This window comes from Pseudomonas sp. AB6 (genome assembly GCF_034314105.1).
Taxonomy (GTDB): domain Bacteria; phylum Pseudomonadota; class Gammaproteobacteria; order Pseudomonadales; family Pseudomonadaceae; genus Aquipseudomonas.
Genome location: NZ_JAVIWJ010000001.1, coordinates 4,969,739 through 4,985,566, shown reverse-complemented (window position 1 = coordinate 4,985,566; position 15,828 = coordinate 4,969,739). Strand labels below are relative to the sequence as shown.

The following is a 15,828-nucleotide window of genomic DNA, read 5'->3' as shown; positions in this document are numbered from 1 at the left end:
CTCAGAAAAAGTTACGTCAAGGTCTAATTCATGATTTCGTAACATGAATCGCTTTTGGACCGACCAACCGGGGGATTCGCCTAGCAATCACTGGAACCCGCAGTAATAACAACAATGCACCGATCCCGGCATACAGCGCCCACTCCTTCAGATCAGCCCGGACGATCCAGAACATATGAAGCAGTCCAAGCCCGAGAATCACGTAAATAAGGCGATGAAGCTTCTTCCAACGCCCACCCAACCGACGCTGACTATAGCGATTGGACGTTATCGCCAGCGAGAGCAAACACAGGAACGCCAAACTACCCACGATAATGTAGGGCCGCTTGACCAACTCGACGCTCAATTGGGACCAATCCAATCCCAGAATAAAGACGGCGTAAGCGCTCATGTGCAAAACGACATAAGCAAAGCACCACAGCCCTAGCTGCCTGCGCACTGCAATCCAGCCTGGCCATCCGCTCCAACGCTGCAAAGGAGTCATCGCCAAGGTAATCAACAACAAGATCAAAGTACCCAAACCAAGGCGGTCCACCATAACCTTGCCGGGATCAGGCCCTAAAGCAAGAATCCAGGCTTGGTATAGCCAAAGTACAGGTGCGATGCAGGCTGCGGCAAAAACACCAATTCGCCAAAATGGATAGCGCATCAATAGTTCTTCCGCAGATCCATACCGGTATACAAAGAGGCAACCTGCTCCCCATACCCGTTGAACATCTCCGTCTGCCGAATGTTGGGACTGAACAACCCACTGGGTAAACGACGCTCATGTGCTTGCGTCCAGCGCGGGTGGTCGACGGTCGGATTCACGTTGGCGTAAAAACCATACTCACGCGCGGCTATGCTTTGCCAAGTAGTCTTAGGCTGCTCGCTGACCAGACTGATTCGCACGATAGACTTCGCGCTCTTGAAACCATACTTCCATGGCACTACCAGACGCAACGGCGCTCCGTTCTGATTGGGCAGCTCGCGGCCATACATCCCCACCGCGAGAATCGTCAAAGGGTTCATCGCTTCATCCAGACGCAGACCTTCAGCGTAAGGCCAATCGATCAATGCAAAGTTGGAGCGCTGACCTGGCATCGATTTAGGATCCTGAAGCGTTTCGAAGCGGATGTACTTAGCGCTGGCATTAGGTTCTACGCGATTAAGTAGCGCAGACAGAGGAAAGCCCATCCAGGGAATAACCATCGACCACGCCTCGACACAGCGCAATCGATAGATCCGCTCCTCCAATTGATACGGTTTCATGAAGTCTTCAAGCGCATAACGACCCGGCTTTCCCACCTCACCGTCAATGACCACCGTCCAAGGCTCGGTTTTCAGAGACCCCGCATTTTGCGCAGGGTCACCTTTATCAGAGCCGAACTCATAAAAATTATTGTAGTGGGTCGCATCTTTGAACGGCGTGATCGCCTCACCTTTAACGGTGACAGCCTGCCATTTCGTATCCGGCAGCTTCGCCTTGAACCAATTAGGCGCGGCACCCGGCTCGACATCCGCATAAGGAGTAGGGTCAGCAGCATCGGCCCAACGCGGCAATGCGCTGGCCGCAAGGGCGGCGACAGAGCCACCCAACAGCGTGCGACGAGAGAAGTAAACAGATTCAGGCGTGACACCCGACTCATTGCAGTCAGATACCGAAGGCAGCTTGATTAGCATGATGGCTCCACAGCATTGGGGACGAGTGCACCAATAGACCGTGGAGTATGGCGGAAATTACAAATCACTCAGGGGATTTATGACGACGCAGCTTCAATAAATTTTGAAACGGACCGGACGCTGCGTAAGCGAGGAATATCAGCAATAAGATACGTGGCGGATCACTGAACACCACCGCAAACACCAGCACTACGGCAAGAATGGCTACAAACGGGACGCGCCCTTTGAGGTCCAGCTCTTTGAAGCTGTTGTATTTGATATTGCTCACCATCAGCATGCCGGCCGCGGCAACCAGCAACGCAACTAAAAACGACATCTTCGATCCTTGGATCCCGTAATCGCTGAACGCCCAGACGAGACCCGCGACAACGCCCGCAGCAGCAGGGCTGGCCAGGCCGATGAAATAGCGCTTATCCGCTTTACCAACTTGAGTGTTAAAGCGAGCAAGTCGCAATGCAGCGCCAGCGACATAGATAAATGCAACCATCCAGCCGACTTTGCCCATATCGCCCAGCGCCCAACCAAAGGCCAGCAAAGCCGGAGCAACGCCAAACGCAACCATGTCAGCCAGGGAATCGTACTCAGCGCCAAAAGCGCTTTGCGTGTTAGTCATACGTGCTACTCGACCATCAAGGCCGTCGAGCACCATCGCTATAAAAATTGCGATGGCAGAGAAACCAAAATACTTGCTCGCTTCAGCCGGATCTCCGGCACTCAGCGCGCTTTGCGCGCTCATTGAGCTAATAATGGAATAAAACCCGGCAAACAAATTCGCCGTTGTGAACAAATTAGGCAGCAGATAGATCCCGCGGTGACGGACTTTATGCCCTTCGGCGTCATGGCCTTCTTCAACATGCTCATCAATGGGTAACAGGCTTTCGGCGTCAGAGGCCTGGGCTGGCTCTTCGGGACGTTCGCTCATGGACAATACCTTGCAACGGTGTGGAAAGTTTCAATAGAGGTTTGTAACGAGGGTTCGTTATCAAACGATGCAGCTTTATACCAGAAGCGTGCCGCCAAAACGAAAAAACGCGGCCGAGGCCGCGTTTTCCTAAAACGAAAACCGTAAGAGCTGAAATCAGTTCTTGGTTCTGTCGACGATTTTGTTAGCCCCGATCCATGGCATCATCGAACGCAGCTTCTCGCCAATGATTTCGATGCCGTGGTTGGCATTGTTACGACGCTTAGCAGTCATCGAAGGGTAGCCAGTAGCGCCTTCGCTAATGAACATTTTGGCGTACTCACCGTCCTGAATACGCTTCAGGGCATTGCGCATAGCTTGACGCGACTCAGCGTTGATGACCTCAGGACCGGTCACGTATTCGCCGTACTCAGCGTTGTTAGAGATCGAGTAGTTCATGTTGGCGATGCCGCCTTCGTACATGAGGTCGACGATCAGCTTCAACTCGTGCAGGCACTCGAAGTAGGCCATTTCCGGCGCATAACCGGCTTCAACCAAGGTTTCGAAGCCCGCTTTAACCAGCTCAACGGTACCGCCGCAGAGTACGGCTTGCTCGCCGAACAGATCGGTTTCGGTTTCGTCTTTGAAAGTGGTTTCGATGATACCAGTACGACCGCCACCAACGCCCGAAGCATAGGACAGTGCGACGTTTTTAGCGTTGCCGGAAGCATCCTGGTAGATCGCGATCAGGTCAGGAATACCTGCGCCTTTAACGAACTCGGAGCGAACGGTGTGGCCCGGTGCTTTCGGCGCGATCATGATCACGTCGAGGTCGGCACGAGGAACAACCTGATTGTAATGGATAGCGAAACCGTGGGAAAAGGCCAGAGTCGCGCCGTTCTTCAGGTTAGGCTCGATTTCATCCCGGTACAGTTGGGACTGGAATTCGTCTGGAGTCAGAATCATGACTAAGTCAGCAGCGGCCACGGCAGAAGCAACGTCAGTCACTTTCAAGCCATGAGCTTCAGCCTTGGCGACAGTAGACGAACCTTTACGCAAGCCAACAGTGACATCTACGCCGGAGTCTTTCAGGTTGCACGCTTGAGCGTGGCCCTGGGAACCGTAACCGATGATGGCCACTTTTTTGCCCTGGATGATCGAAAGGTCGCAGTCTTTGTCGTAATAAACTTTCATGAAGTTCCCCTGTTATCCTGGCCTCTCGGGCCATTATCAAAATTGAGTTAGATGCTCAGTACTTTGTCGCCACGGGCAATGCCCGTTACGCCACTGCGTACTGTTTCCAGGATGGCTGAAGTGCCTATGGCCTGGATGAAGCTATCCAGTTTGTCGCTTGTCCCTGCCAGTTGCACAGTGTAAACGCTACTGGATACGTCAACGATTTGCCCACGGAAGATATCCGTCGTGCGCTTGATCTCAGCCCGCTGAGCACCCGTCGCCTTAACCTTGACCAGCATCAGCTCGCGCTCGATATGGGCGCTCTCGGATAGATCTACCAGCTTGACTACCTCAATCAATTTGTTGAGGTTTTTGGTGATCTGCTCGATGACTTCATCGTGTCCAACCGTAGTCAGCGTCAGACGCGACAACGTCGGGTCCTCGGTTGGCGCTACGGTAAGGCTTTCGATGTTGTAGTTGCGCTGAGAAAACAGACCAACCACCCGCGACAAGGCGCCGGGTTCATTTTCCAGCAATAAGGAAATGATGTGCCGCATGATTAAGTCCGCTCCGTCTTGCTCAGCCACATATCGCGCATGGAGCCGTCTTTGATCTGCATTGGATAGACGTGCTCGCTGGTATCGACCTTGATATCCAGGAATACCAGACGATCCTTCATGGCAAACGCTTCTTCCATCATCGGCTTCAAATCTTTCAGCTCAGTGATGCGCATACCCACGTGACCGTAGGCTTCAGCCAATTTGACGAAGTTCGGCAACGACTCCATATAGGAATGCGAGTGACGAGCGCCGTAGTTCATGTCCTGCCACTGACGCACCATACCCAGCGCACCGTTGTTCAGGTTGATGATCTTCACCGGCAAGTCGTACTGCAAGCAGGTCGACAGCTCCTGGATGTTCATCTGGATACTGCCTTCGCCGGTCACGCAGGCAACGTCTGATTCCGGGAAGCTGAGCTTGACGCCCATCGCTGCCGGGAAACCGAAGCCCATCGTGCCCAGACCGCCGGAGTTGATCCAGCGATTGGGCTTATTAAATCTATAATATTGCGCGGCAAACATTTGATGCTGGCCTACGTCGGACGTCACATACGCGTCGCCACGAGTGACTTCACTGAGCGTCTCAATAACAGTTTGCGGTTTGATGATGCTACCGTCGCCCCGGTTGTACGGGAACATGGCACGGTCTCCGCGCCATTCTTCAACCTGCTTCCACCAACTGGCGACGATTTCCTTGTTCGGTGTTTCGCCGATTTCCTTCAGGGTAGCAACCATTTCGGTCAACACGCTTTCAACCGGGCCGACAATGGGTACGTCAGCCTTGATGGTCTTGGAGATCGAAGCCGGATCGATATCGATATGGATAATCTTGGCGCTCGGACAGAACTTGGCCGGACCATTGATTACCCGATCATCGAACCGCGCCCCGACGGCCAAAATCACATCGGCGTGGTGCATCGCCAAGTTAGCGGTGTAGCTACCGTGCATGCCCAACATGCCCAGGAACTGGCGATCGTTGCCAGGATAAGCACCAAGGCCCATCAAGGTATTGGTCACCGGCACGTTGAGCAAATGCGCCAACTCGGTTAACGGTGCTGAGCCGTTACCCAGAATCACACCACCGCCGGCATAAATGATGGGGCGCTTAGCGGCCAACAACATTTCCACAGCCTTGCGAATCTGACCCGAATGACCACGAACAGCTGGGCTATAAGAACGAAGCTTGGCTTTTTTCGGAAAGATATATTCGAACTTTTCGGCCGGGTTGGTCATATCTTTCGGGATATCGACCACAACCGGACCTGGCCGACCGGATTGCGCGAGGTAGAAGGCTTTTTTTAGCACTTCTGGAATTTCCGCGGCATTTTTGATCATGAAGCTATGCTTCACAATGGGCCTGGAAATACCGATCATGTCGGTTTCCTGAAAAGCATCGGTGCCGACCATATTACTCGGGACCTGACCCGACAGAATTACCATCGGGATCGAGTCCATATAAGCGGTCGCGATGCCGGTAATGGCGTTGGTTGCGCCCGGACCGGACGTCACAAGCACAACTCCAGCCTTGCCAGTTGCCCGAGCATAGCCATCAGCCATGTGCGTTGCGGCTTGTTCATGCCTAACCAGGATGTGCGTTACTGCTGGTTCTTTGAACAGGGCGTCATAGATATGCAGGAGGGCACCGCCGGGGTACCCATAAATATGCTTAACGCCTTCGTCGCGCAAAAAGCGGACGACCATTTCAGCGCCAGATAAAAGCTCCACGTTGTTCACCTCTAAACGCCAGAATTCCGCCCACACGCGGGACGGATCTTAATTAGGTTTACTGCTAGCAGAGCATGAGCGACGGTGGTCGCCGACTACGTCAGCACTGACTGAGCAAGTATTGGGAGCTCCCCAAGTTTTGCGGGGCTTTCCCACCCAGCGCGAGGTAACGCGTTGCGGGTGTTACAGGTCGGCGCGGATGTGCACCTCATGATCTACCGAGACGGCCTGCTTCTGGCAGTACGTCTTCAGCGAACTTTGGATTGTTGTGATTACACCTGCTCAAGTCAAGTCATCCGTGCGTTTTCTTGCGATTAAGAGCATGGAAAGTCACTGAATAACGGCTCTAACCCCGCACTTATGGTAGTTTTGCCGCGTGCACAAACATCGAAGGAAGCACTATGCGTTGCATGATTTTAGCGGCGGCCCTGTTGTGCTCGCTGAATGCCGTATGCCAGGCAGGCCAGATCTACAAGTGGGTCGATGCTCAAGGCCAAACTCATTTTGATGCTCAGCCGCCGCCTAACCAGGCGGCACAGCAGATAGACATTAAGCAATCGCCGCCAATGCCAGCCCGAGCGGTGCCGCAGGCGCCTTTGCCTGACAGTGGCCATGGCAATCAGGATGCAATAGACGCCAAGGTCAAAAAGCAGGTAGCCGTACAAGAGGCTAAACGTGCGGCCTATTGCGAGGACGTGAGGACCAATCTTGCTCAGTTTCGAAACAACCCGCGGGTACGCCTGGAGGTCAGTGGCGTGATGAGGCGCTTGACTGAGGAGGAACGTCAAACCCGAATCGCCGAAACTGAAAAAGCGATAGCGGACAATTGCCAATAAAATCACACCGGCGCCCGACCGGCGTTATTGTTAGTGAGTTTCAGTAATTAACCGGTCAAATTTCGCCAGCAATTGCTGAAGTGTATGAGTCTCCTGCGGACAACCTGAGTAAACCATCTCGGCCATTTCCACAATGCCAGACGCGTTGGGCAGTGGCAGATTTTGCTCAAGGATGTCTTTCATTCTCGGCAGAAAAATCCACTGCAACCACTGATCAAATGCCAGCAGATCAACACAAAACGGTTCACGACTGGACAAGGCCTCCATACTGGGCGGCGACTCGCGCCACCATCCCAGTACGCGCAACTCGCGCTCAATCAGCAGCAACTGCTCAGCCACTTGAGGGAAGCGTTTATCCATCAGGAACCAGTCCCTGCTTTTTGCCGTGCCAACGCAGCACCCGCCGCATCACCCTGCTTTGCGCGAGATTGAGCAATCAATCCCCACAGACTGGCCTGCAAGTCCGGGCGGCCATTGGAATAGGTCAAACCGCGACGAGCGAGTTGCTCAGCCTGAGGGGCGTCACCTTGAGCCAATCGCACTTGTGCCAGACGGAAAAGTACTTGCGGTTCGCGTGGTGCTACACGCTGGGCACGCTCCAGACTCGACGACGCACCATTGAGATCGCCACTGGATTGCTGTTGCTGTGCGGTGGTGAGCAACGAAAGCACTGCGCCATCAAGCTGTTCATCCGCAGATAAGCCGCCGCCGCTGTTGTTACTGCTGGGAATCCCAGTCGGAGCTGTGGAGTTATAGCTGTTGCTGATCGGCGCCGTATTCATTGGGGCTGAATTGATGGGTGCCGTGTCAATAGGTGTGGTATCGATCGGATTGGTATTGAACTGAGGAGCACCCGTTGATGCAGGGTAACTCTGGATCGGCGTCGAGCCACTGCCACTCGGGATCATCACTGTGACACCCGAATTTTGTGGCACGCCTTGCTGCTGAGGCGCGGTCTGACGATAGCCGCCTGCCCGATTACCCTGAACGCGCTCGCTGTTGGAGACTTTGCTACCGGAATCTTCGACCGGAATGGAACCGCGCTGCACACTCGCGCAGCCGTTAAGCAAAGCCACCGCTGTTAAAGCAGGAATCAACCACTTATTCACGTCACATCCTCTTTGCTTATTTCAACCAGCCCTTGACCCAATCCATTACGGAATCGGCTGCGGCGGGGACACCCCCGCAAGCAGTGCCGGGCGCTGGCTCACTGCCACGAATATACGGCATCTGCACCGCGTTCGGGCAGGTCGAATCGGAGCCTTGGCCGGTGCTAGCGTTGATCCACGCTTGGACCACGTTATCGGGCTTCGCGGTTTCTAGCGAAAGAGGCTCGGCCCGGCGCATGAAGCTGGTCCATATTTGCAACGCACCGGTCGCGCCAGTAAACGGTGTTTGGCCGTTATCGTCACGGCCTATCCAGACTACCGCCAACAAATCTTGGCTAAAACCGGCAAACCAGCTGTCACGCGAATCATTGGTAGTACCGCTTTTCCCTGCAAGATTCAGCGTACCAGGCAATTGGTTATAAGCCGACTTGCCCGTACCTTCACGCATGACGCGCTGCATGGCATTTTGTAGCAGATAAATGGAGCCCGGATCGAAGCGCTGCTGAATCTGGAATGGATAACGTTTAAGCGGCTCACCTTCAGCGGTCAACACGCTGCGGATGCCTCGCATGGGTGTATTAAAACCGCCGTTGGCGATGGTCTGATACATGGTCGCCACCTCAATCGGAGTCAGACTACCTGCACCCAATAGCATCGATGGGTAGGCTGGCCATTCTCGGGAGATGCCCAACTTTGCCAACGTTTTTAGTACGTTGGGCACACCCAGTTCGAGACCCAACTTCGCCGAGGACAAATTGTAGGAGTGCGCCAATCCTTGATACAGAAATATATTGCCGTGGGATTTATGATCGAAGTTCTGTGGCTTCCAGACTTGACCGTCAGCGCCTTTAACAGAAAACTGTTCATCGGCGATCCAACTGGTCAAGGTGTACTTACTTGGCTGTTCGAGTGCCGTCAGATATATCGCAGGCTTAACCAGTGATCCGATCGGGCGCACGGCATCCAGCGCCCGGTTGAACCCGGCATATCCGGCCTGGCGACTGCCGACCAAGGCTTGGACTTCGCCGGTTTCCGGATTGGTCACGACCATGGCAGTTTCCACATCCTCCCCTCCCTTGCGCCCGTCCAACTTCTTGAACGCTTCGCTCACTGCGGCTTCTGACTTCATCTGCAGGATGGGATCGAAACTGGTAAAGATACGCAAACCTTCTTCAGTCAAATCTTCGTTGCGATAGTCTTCTCGTAACTGTCGCTTGACCAGATCGAGGAAGTCCGGGAAAGAGCTATCTGCCAGGCTGCCTACCTTGCTCACGCCCAATGGCATTTTCTTTGCAGCGGCAACCACGTCCGCCGTCGCTACGCCTTGCTGCTCTAACAGATCAAGGACCAAATTGCGGCGCTCCATTGCCCTTTCTGGATAACGGCGCGGGTTGTAATAGGAAGGCCCCTTGACCATCCCTACCAACAGCGCAACTTGATGCAATTTAAGTTCAGACAGCGGCTGACTGAAAAAATACTGGCTAGCGAGCCCGAAACCATGGACGGCCCTTTGACCATCCTGACCGAGGAAAACCTCATTGAGGTAAGCCTCCAAAATTTCCTTCTTACTGTAATGAATCTCCAGCAGCACCGACATCATTGCTTCAGTCAGCTTACGGCTGAGGCTGCGTTCGTTAGTGAGGTAAAAGTTTTTGACCAACTGTTGCGTAAGCGTACTCCCACCCTGACGCATTTGACCGGAAGACGCATTGACCCAGAAAGCTCGCGCGATTGACTTGGGTGACACACCAAAGTGGTGGTAATAATCCCGGTCCTCAACCGTCACCAATGTGTCGAGCAGATAAGGCGGCGCCTGATCAAGCTTTATCAGGATGCGATCTTCGAGGTTCTTCGGGTAAAGGCCGCCGATCATTAGCGGCTCAAGCCGAGCCACCGACAACTTCGAACCGTTGATCGCAGATAAAGCAGCGACCGAGTTACCCGCAAACCGCACACGAATCTGCTGAGCCGGCTCCGTGCCCTCGTAAAATTGGAAACCCCGGGTATTGAGATCAACAGTTGTGCCGCTGACCGCCGCCGCGCCGGGACCGTTCGCCACTGCTTCACGGCGATAGCCCAACGCATCGAGTTCAGTCAGAAAGTCAACCTCAGATAACTTTTGCCCGACGAACAGCTCCAGCGGACGTGCGTAAACCTTTGCCGGGATGGTCCAACGCTTGCCAGAAAACTTCTCCTGAACAACGGCATCGAGATAAACCGCGAAGCCAGCGAGCACGACCAAGCCGACCAGACCGAGCTTCAGCGCCCAGCCTAACCAGGGACGAAGACCGCCAGAGGCGCGTTTTTTTGGGCTACGAGAAGTGCGGGTACGAGTCATGGCGGCGGATTATACGCACTTTATCAATGATCGAAAGACACGCTTCTAGCGGTTTGCAGTACTGCGATCAATCGCCATAATAGCGACCTGATTTTTTAACCCCTTGAAGGATCGCCTGTGAGCCAATCCCTGATAACCGCGATGCAAAACCCGGCTTTATTTCCACACCCGGTCGACAGTTTTCAGGTCATTGAGACGCATATTTCCTGGGTGCTGCTAACCGGTCCTTATGCTTATAAGTTCAAGAAGTCGGTGAATTTCGGCTTTCTGGATTTCACCACGCTTTCAGCCCGCGAGCACTTTTGCGGCGAAGAATTGCGCTTGAATCAGCGCCTGACAAACAATCTTTATCTGGAAGTTTTGCCCATTACGGGCACGATCGACGCACCGAAGATAGGCGGTGACGGCGAAGTGATCGAATATGCCTTGAAAATGCGTCAGTTCCCACAAAGCCAACTGCTCAGCACCTTACAGGCGAACGGCGAACTGACCACATCGCACATCGACGAAATGGCCAAACAGATTGCTGAATTCCACCTCGTCGCCCCTCATGTGCCTCTGGAGCATGCGCAAGGCACACCTGAGTCCGTAATGGCGCCGGTCTTGCAAAATTTCGAGCAAATTCGCGCCCTGATCAACGACACAGCCGACTTACAACAGCTGGATGCATTGGAAGCCTGGGCGCAGTGTAGTTTCGAACGACTCAAAGGCCTGCTGTCCCTGCGCAAAACCGATGGATTCATTCGCGAATGTCACGGCGACATCCATTTAGGTAACATCACGCTGATCGACGGCAATGTCGTTATTTTCGACTGTATCGAATTTAACGAGCCTTTCCGATTTACGGACGTCTATGCAGACATCGGCTTCCTAGCGATGGACCTTGAAGACCGGGGCCTGAAGTCCTTATCTCGACGTCTGATCAGCCAATATCTCGAACTGACTGGCGACTATCAGGGCCTTGAACTGCTTAACTTCTATAAAGCGTACCGTGCGCTCGTTCGCGCAAAAATCGCGCTGTTTAGCCTGCCTACAGACGCTGATCCCGTCCAGCGAGCGACTACGCTGCGTCAATATCGCAACTACGCCAATTTGGCAGAAAGCTATAGCGCAATTCCGTCACGCTTTCTTGTGATCACCCACGGGGTGTCCGCAGTAGGCAAAAGCCGCGTAGCAATGCGTTTAGTGGAAGCACTGGGGGCGATTCGTTTGCGCTCTGACGTTGAACGCAAGCGCCTTTTCGCCAATAGCAGCGAGAGCGGAGATCTATATGGCGCTGATGCCAGCACCGCCACCTACACACGATTGAATCAACTGGCGGATGGCATACTGCGCGCCGGTTTCCCGGTGGTCATCGATGCCACTTACCTGAAGCGCGAGCAACGTGACGCCGCTGCCAAAGTTGCCGAAGCTTCTGGCGCGCCATTCTTGATCCTCGACTGCAATGCGCCGCAGGCCGTGATCGAAGGTTGGCTTGCACTCCGTCAAGCGCAGAATAATGATCCGTCCGATGCCACCTTGAAAGTGATTGAAGCTCAACAAGCCAATCGCGAACCGTTGGGTGCCGATGAAATCCTGCGCAGCAAACGTGTCGAAACTAACAACAGCAGCGATATAGATGGTCTAGTTGCCCATCTCCGCCAACGCTTGCCGGGTCTTTAAGACTCTTTTTGAGCTGTGTCGCACTTAACGCTTCACGGCTCAAAAATAGTGGCACTATAATGGCGTCATAAATATAACTGGAGAAGCCTCATGAGCCACCCCAAGCAGCTCGACTCCCACCTTTATGTATTGTTGCATCACGAAAAAGTTGAAGACTTCAATCTTCAAAAACCCAGAACGGGCACCATCGATTTGACCGGCGGTGATTTCCGCGGACTAGACCTGAGAAAGCTGGATGCCGTTGGCATTGACTTCACCGACGCGTATTTTCGTGCAGCCGATTTGCGGGGACTAGATTTGCGGCATACCGCTATGGAGGGTGCAAGCCTTGGCCATGCACAAATCTCTGGGGCCTTTTTCCCGGTAGAACTTTCGGCGGACGAAATTCTAATGTCGGTGAATTTCGGTACGCGCCTACGCTACCGAACAAAATAGACGACGCCTCTGTCCGAGTCACAGTTTGCCCCGCCCGTTCTGACGCGCGGGGCAGGTCGCAGCGCGTCGACCGAAAACTCCAGCGAGGTTGAACTCGCTTTAGCAACATTCCCGCATTAGCAGTGTCAGTTCATTAGCGCTTTGAGCGCTTTTTTCACTCCCCGCTACACTTCTTTAATGTTTGCCAACACAGCAAGCGCAGTGCAGTGCTCAGCCATAGCAAGGAGGCAGGATGAACGATGAACTGCAACATTTGAAAAATCTCGGCAAAACGTCTTCGCAGTGGTTACACGCAGTGGGTATTCATAGCGTTTCCGACTTACGTCGGCTGGGCGCAGTGGGTGCTTACCGGGCGGTGCGGAGGCGAGGATTCCGCGCATCAAAAGTTTTGCTTTATGCCATTGAGGGGGCACTTTTGGACATCCACTGGAGCGACATATCTGCCGAACGTAAAGAAGCGTTGAATGAGGAACTGGATGCTCTTTCGCTGCGACCAAAGGCGTTGGATATAGACGCTAGGTCAGCCCAGTAAAAACGTGAATGATGGCGCCGATATGCAAACGGGAGAAACTCTACGATTGGCCAGACTGGTCTGAGATTTGAAGGACCATGATTTCGCAATCTTAGATTTCTCCTGATAGGTCTAAGGGACCATTGGAGTCTATTTCGCAGACTGCGTCGCTCGAGTACTTGCCGCCAGAGAAGGCACACCGTTAAACGAAATCCGCTAAACAGACGCAGTATTTGAAGCCAAGGTTACTGTTGGAACTACAACAGCGTGTGAAACCCGGGAAGTTAAACAATCACATCGCCACCGGAGTGGCGTTAAAGCCACTGCCTTGCCCACAGATCCAAAACCGTGGAGAAGGTAGATATTGCCAGTTACGGCGATATCACTGTTCCTTGGGGAGTTGCCTGTGGACGCAATAGTTACCGAGCAACGCGACCACCCAGCCGACTCCTTCGCTTCTCATACACGGGAAAGCCCTTGGGACTTAGTACATGTGGCTTACTTTGCCAGCGAAGCGTTGTGGACATACCTGACCTCGCCTTTCCTCTACACCTACCGGGGTTTCCAGTGCAGAGAAATTGAACCATGGCAGGAAAACGGCGAGCAGTGGCGCCGTTTGGAAGTCATCTTTCCTGACTATATCGAGAGCCACACTCGCAAGCAGATCACGCACTTCGGCCCAGACGGCCTCATGCGCCGCCATGATTACACCGTAGACATTCTTGGCGGTGCGACAGGTGCCAATTACGTTAGTGATTACCGCGAGGTGCAGGGCCTGATGATGCCGACTCAACGTCGTATCTTTGCCTACGACGAGGCCGGGCAGAAGATTTCTGACCCGTTGCTGGTTTCGCTGGATTTTAGCAACCTCATCTTCAGCTGAGCGCTTGGCCCGAATGCTTTGAAAAATTCATGCGCCACAAGCGAGTTATGCCTGTACCGAGCCGGGAAATGGGTGCAGGAACACAAGCATCGAACAGTTAACTCCGTGACGATACGCGACCTTTGTGCGACCTGCGCTCCCCGGGCAACGGTCAACGACCCGGCGCTAATACACCCAAGTGAGTGAGCAGATCGTCAAGCAAGCTTCCTGCGCCCAACCTTACGCTATTGACACTAACCCAATGCGGGCCAAAACGGGCCTTCGCCAAGTCAAGATAGACCCTCGCCTCATCGAACGTTCGAATACCACCAGCGGCTTTGAATCCCCCCTGCCCACCTGCCTCTGCGATCACTTCCAGAATTATCCGCGCGGCTTGCGGCGTGGCGTTGACGATGACCTTGCCCGTGCTGGTTTCGACAAAGTCTGCACCCGCCGCAAACATGTCCATGCACACATTACGGATGATCTGCGGGTCTCTCAACTCGCCGGTTTCCAAAATAACTTTGAGTACAGCCCGATCTCCACATGTTTCTTTGCAGGCCGCCACCAGATCCTTCGTCCCCTGCTTGTTGCCAGTGAGGTGCAAGCGATAGGGATACACCAGACTGATTTCATCAGCGCCCGATGCCAAAGCGGCGCGAGTTTCAGACACAGCCGACAAAAGATTAGACCCACCATAGGGGTAATTGGCGACACTAGAGACGCGTACAGCATCGGCACGCAAATCGTCCAGCGTGCGGCGCGCCAATTTAACAAAATGTGGAAAAACACACACTGCGGCGACTTCGCCAACGGGCGTGATGGCTCGTCGGCAAAGGGTAATGACGCGCGCTTCGTTATCATCTGTATTAAGCGAGGTTAAATCCAGTAACCCTATCATTTGAAGCGCTAACTGCTCCTCTTGCGAATTCATGTCTCTCATCCCGTTCGACCGCTCAGTAACAGGACAGACAGTAAACGAGACCGAAGCAACAAATGTTTCCGGCCGTAGAACAGAGAAAGGGACTACGCATTTGCAGGAAGTGTCCTAAGGGGGACGCGAGTCTACAAGGCGTTATTAAGCCACTGAGTGCGTCAGTTCTTTCTGGACATTGCGCCGGTGTACCAAACGTAATCGGCAAAAGCAGAGGTTACATGGACACCTACTTCTGCAAGGAGCAGAACAACGGTACCGTCTCCCGTGCCCAGATCGCGAAGGTGTGTTGGCACGCCGATGTCCTTACGGACGCGGTACGCCCCGGCAAACAACAGCGCCGGAACCGGAGCGGCGAGTAGCTGATGAGCCATACGTCGATCACGCTGTTGCTGGACCGCCAGCATCGCGGGTATGTGCTCTTCTGGGAGCTGTCCACAATGAGAATCGCGAATGTGCGCCAATAACTGCTCACGTACAGCCAGACACGTAGAATGGGTTCCCGTGAGCGGGGGCTGTTGCTTATAAATTGTAGCGACTTCTTCAGGGGCCAAATTTGCAGCCAATAAGGGATATGACTGTCCCAATGCATAACGAACGATGGGGCCGTATAACGCCCAGTCCCAACCATCCCGCCAGGCCAATTGAGCAGGAAGATCAGCCGGCGCAACAGATTTGAACGCCGCTTTGACCTCATCGACCCTGGATTGTTGATTCGGATCAAGCATTTCCAAGAGCAGGCTTCCCTGGGAGCGTCGATCAGCCAGTACCTGTAAAACCCATAACTCCAACGCGTGATGGTCTGGGTTGTCATGTTGCTCGCCGACCAACACCCGGGGGGCCTGCGCGAGACGGTCACCCAGTTGCTGCGCCGTCAGTTTTTGCCCACTGTTTAAATCACGGATCATGCCTACATCCACACGCTCATGCCCAAGAGGACTTTGCCAAGCCGGTATATTTTTTGACCGAGAGGCCGCACTGCAAGTGCCCGACGCCCCCCACCCCACCCGCAGTGCTATCAACTGCAAACGAATCAATGGATCTGCCTCAGCGAGTGCCTGCCAACTCCGTCGCATAACAGTGCTAACCCATGCGAATAGTTCTGTAGCAGCACACGG

General features: G+C 53.8%; 16 protein-coding genes. 5 read left to right on the top strand and 11 right to left on the bottom strand.

What is annotated here, in order from left to right:
• Positions 1–28: 28 nt before the first annotated feature.
• From msrQ to RGW60_RS23145, 6 genes are all read right to left on the bottom strand, one after another.
• Positions 29–649 carry a protein-methionine-sulfoxide reductase heme-binding subunit MsrQ gene (msrQ, locus tag RGW60_RS23170; protein ID WP_322206813.1) on the bottom strand — a complete coding sequence of 207 codons (621 nt, stop codon included), beginning with the start codon at positions 647–649 and terminating at the stop codon, positions 29–31.
• Complete coding sequence (gene msrP / locus RGW60_RS23165) at positions 649–1,662, bottom strand: protein-methionine-sulfoxide reductase catalytic subunit MsrP (RefSeq protein ID WP_322206812.1); 1,014 nt, start codon at positions 1,660–1,662, stop codon at positions 649–651. The genes msrQ and msrP overlap by 1 nt, the downstream gene beginning before the upstream one ends.
• A gap of 64 nt (positions 1,663–1,726) precedes the next feature.
• Complete coding sequence (gene pssA, locus RGW60_RS23160) at positions 1,727–2,584, bottom strand: CDP-diacylglycerol--serine O-phosphatidyltransferase (protein ID WP_322206811.1); 858 nt, start codon at positions 2,582–2,584, stop codon at positions 1,727–1,729.
• 156 nt (positions 2,585–2,740) lie between these two features.
• Complete coding sequence (ilvC, locus tag RGW60_RS23155; RefSeq protein WP_299835451.1) at positions 2,741–3,757, bottom strand: ketol-acid reductoisomerase; 1,017 nt, start codon at positions 3,755–3,757, stop codon at positions 2,741–2,743.
• A gap of 47 nt (positions 3,758–3,804) precedes the next feature.
• Positions 3,805–4,296, bottom strand: coding sequence for an acetolactate synthase small subunit (gene ilvN / locus RGW60_RS23150; protein ID WP_322206809.1), 492 nt, complete (start codon positions 4,294–4,296; stop codon positions 3,805–3,807).
• A gap of 2 nt (positions 4,297–4,298) precedes the next feature.
• Positions 4,299–6,023: an acetolactate synthase 3 large subunit gene (locus tag RGW60_RS23145; protein ID WP_322206808.1), complete on the bottom strand. Its 1,725-nt coding sequence runs from the start codon at positions 6,021–6,023 to the stop codon at positions 4,299–4,301.
• 401 nt (positions 6,024–6,424) lie between these two features.
• On the opposite strand from RGW60_RS23145, the gene RGW60_RS23140 reads away from it, so the two are divergent.
• On the top strand, positions 6,425–6,859 hold the full coding sequence (locus RGW60_RS23140; RefSeq protein ID WP_322206807.1) for a DUF4124 domain-containing protein: 435 nt from the start codon (positions 6,425–6,427) through the stop codon (positions 6,857–6,859).
• 30 nt (positions 6,860–6,889) lie between these two features.
• On the opposite strand, the gene RGW60_RS23135 is transcribed toward RGW60_RS23140, so the two are convergent.
• From RGW60_RS23135 to mrcB, 3 genes are read right to left on the bottom strand one after another with little or no spacing between them, the layout of a single operon-like run.
• Positions 6,890–7,219 carry a YqcC family protein gene (locus RGW60_RS23135; protein WP_322206806.1) on the bottom strand — a complete coding sequence of 110 codons (330 nt, stop codon included), beginning with the start codon at positions 7,217–7,219 and terminating at the stop codon, positions 6,890–6,892.
• Complete coding sequence (locus RGW60_RS23130; RefSeq protein ID WP_322206805.1) at positions 7,219–7,968, bottom strand: hypothetical protein; 750 nt, start codon at positions 7,966–7,968, stop codon at positions 7,219–7,221. Before RGW60_RS23130 ends, RGW60_RS23135 begins: the two co-directional genes overlap by 1 nt.
• 16 nt (positions 7,969–7,984) lie before the next feature.
• Positions 7,985–10,306 (bottom strand): penicillin-binding protein 1B, encoded by a 2,322-nt coding sequence (gene mrcB, locus RGW60_RS23125; RefSeq protein ID WP_322206804.1) that lies wholly within the window; start codon positions 10,304–10,306, stop codon positions 7,985–7,987.
• A gap of 117 nt (positions 10,307–10,423) precedes the next feature.
• Here mrcB and RGW60_RS23120 point away from each other — a divergent pair, with 117 nt between their 5' ends.
• From RGW60_RS23120 to RGW60_RS23105, 4 genes are all read left to right on the top strand, one after another.
• Positions 10,424–11,968 carry a bifunctional aminoglycoside phosphotransferase/ATP-binding protein gene (locus RGW60_RS23120; protein WP_322206803.1) on the top strand — a complete coding sequence of 515 codons (1,545 nt, stop codon included), beginning with the start codon at positions 10,424–10,426 and terminating at the stop codon, positions 11,966–11,968.
• 90 nt (positions 11,969–12,058) lie between these two features.
• On the top strand, positions 12,059–12,403 hold the full coding sequence (locus RGW60_RS23115; protein WP_322206802.1) for a pentapeptide repeat-containing protein: 345 nt from the start codon (positions 12,059–12,061) through the stop codon (positions 12,401–12,403).
• Between the two features lie 232 nt (positions 12,404–12,635).
• Positions 12,636–12,935 (top strand): TfoX/Sxy family protein, encoded by a 300-nt coding sequence (locus RGW60_RS23110; RefSeq protein WP_322206801.1) that lies wholly within the window; start codon positions 12,636–12,638, stop codon positions 12,933–12,935.
• 385 nt (positions 12,936–13,320) lie between these two features.
• Positions 13,321–13,797 carry a hypothetical protein gene (locus RGW60_RS23105; protein ID WP_322206800.1) on the top strand — a complete coding sequence of 159 codons (477 nt, stop codon included), beginning with the start codon at positions 13,321–13,323 and terminating at the stop codon, positions 13,795–13,797.
• A gap of 151 nt (positions 13,798–13,948) precedes the next feature.
• Here RGW60_RS23105 and deoC read toward each other — a convergent pair whose 3' ends face one another.
• Both deoC and RGW60_RS23095 read right to left on the bottom strand, forming a co-directional pair.
• Positions 13,949–14,719: a deoxyribose-phosphate aldolase gene (gene deoC / locus RGW60_RS23100; RefSeq protein WP_322206799.1), complete on the bottom strand. Its 771-nt coding sequence runs from the start codon at positions 14,717–14,719 to the stop codon at positions 13,949–13,951.
• A gap of 152 nt (positions 14,720–14,871) precedes the next feature.
• Complete coding sequence (locus RGW60_RS23095) at positions 14,872–15,744, bottom strand: ChaN family lipoprotein (protein WP_407074121.1); 873 nt, start codon at positions 15,742–15,744, stop codon at positions 14,872–14,874.
• Between the last annotated feature and the right edge of the window lie 84 nt (positions 15,745–15,828).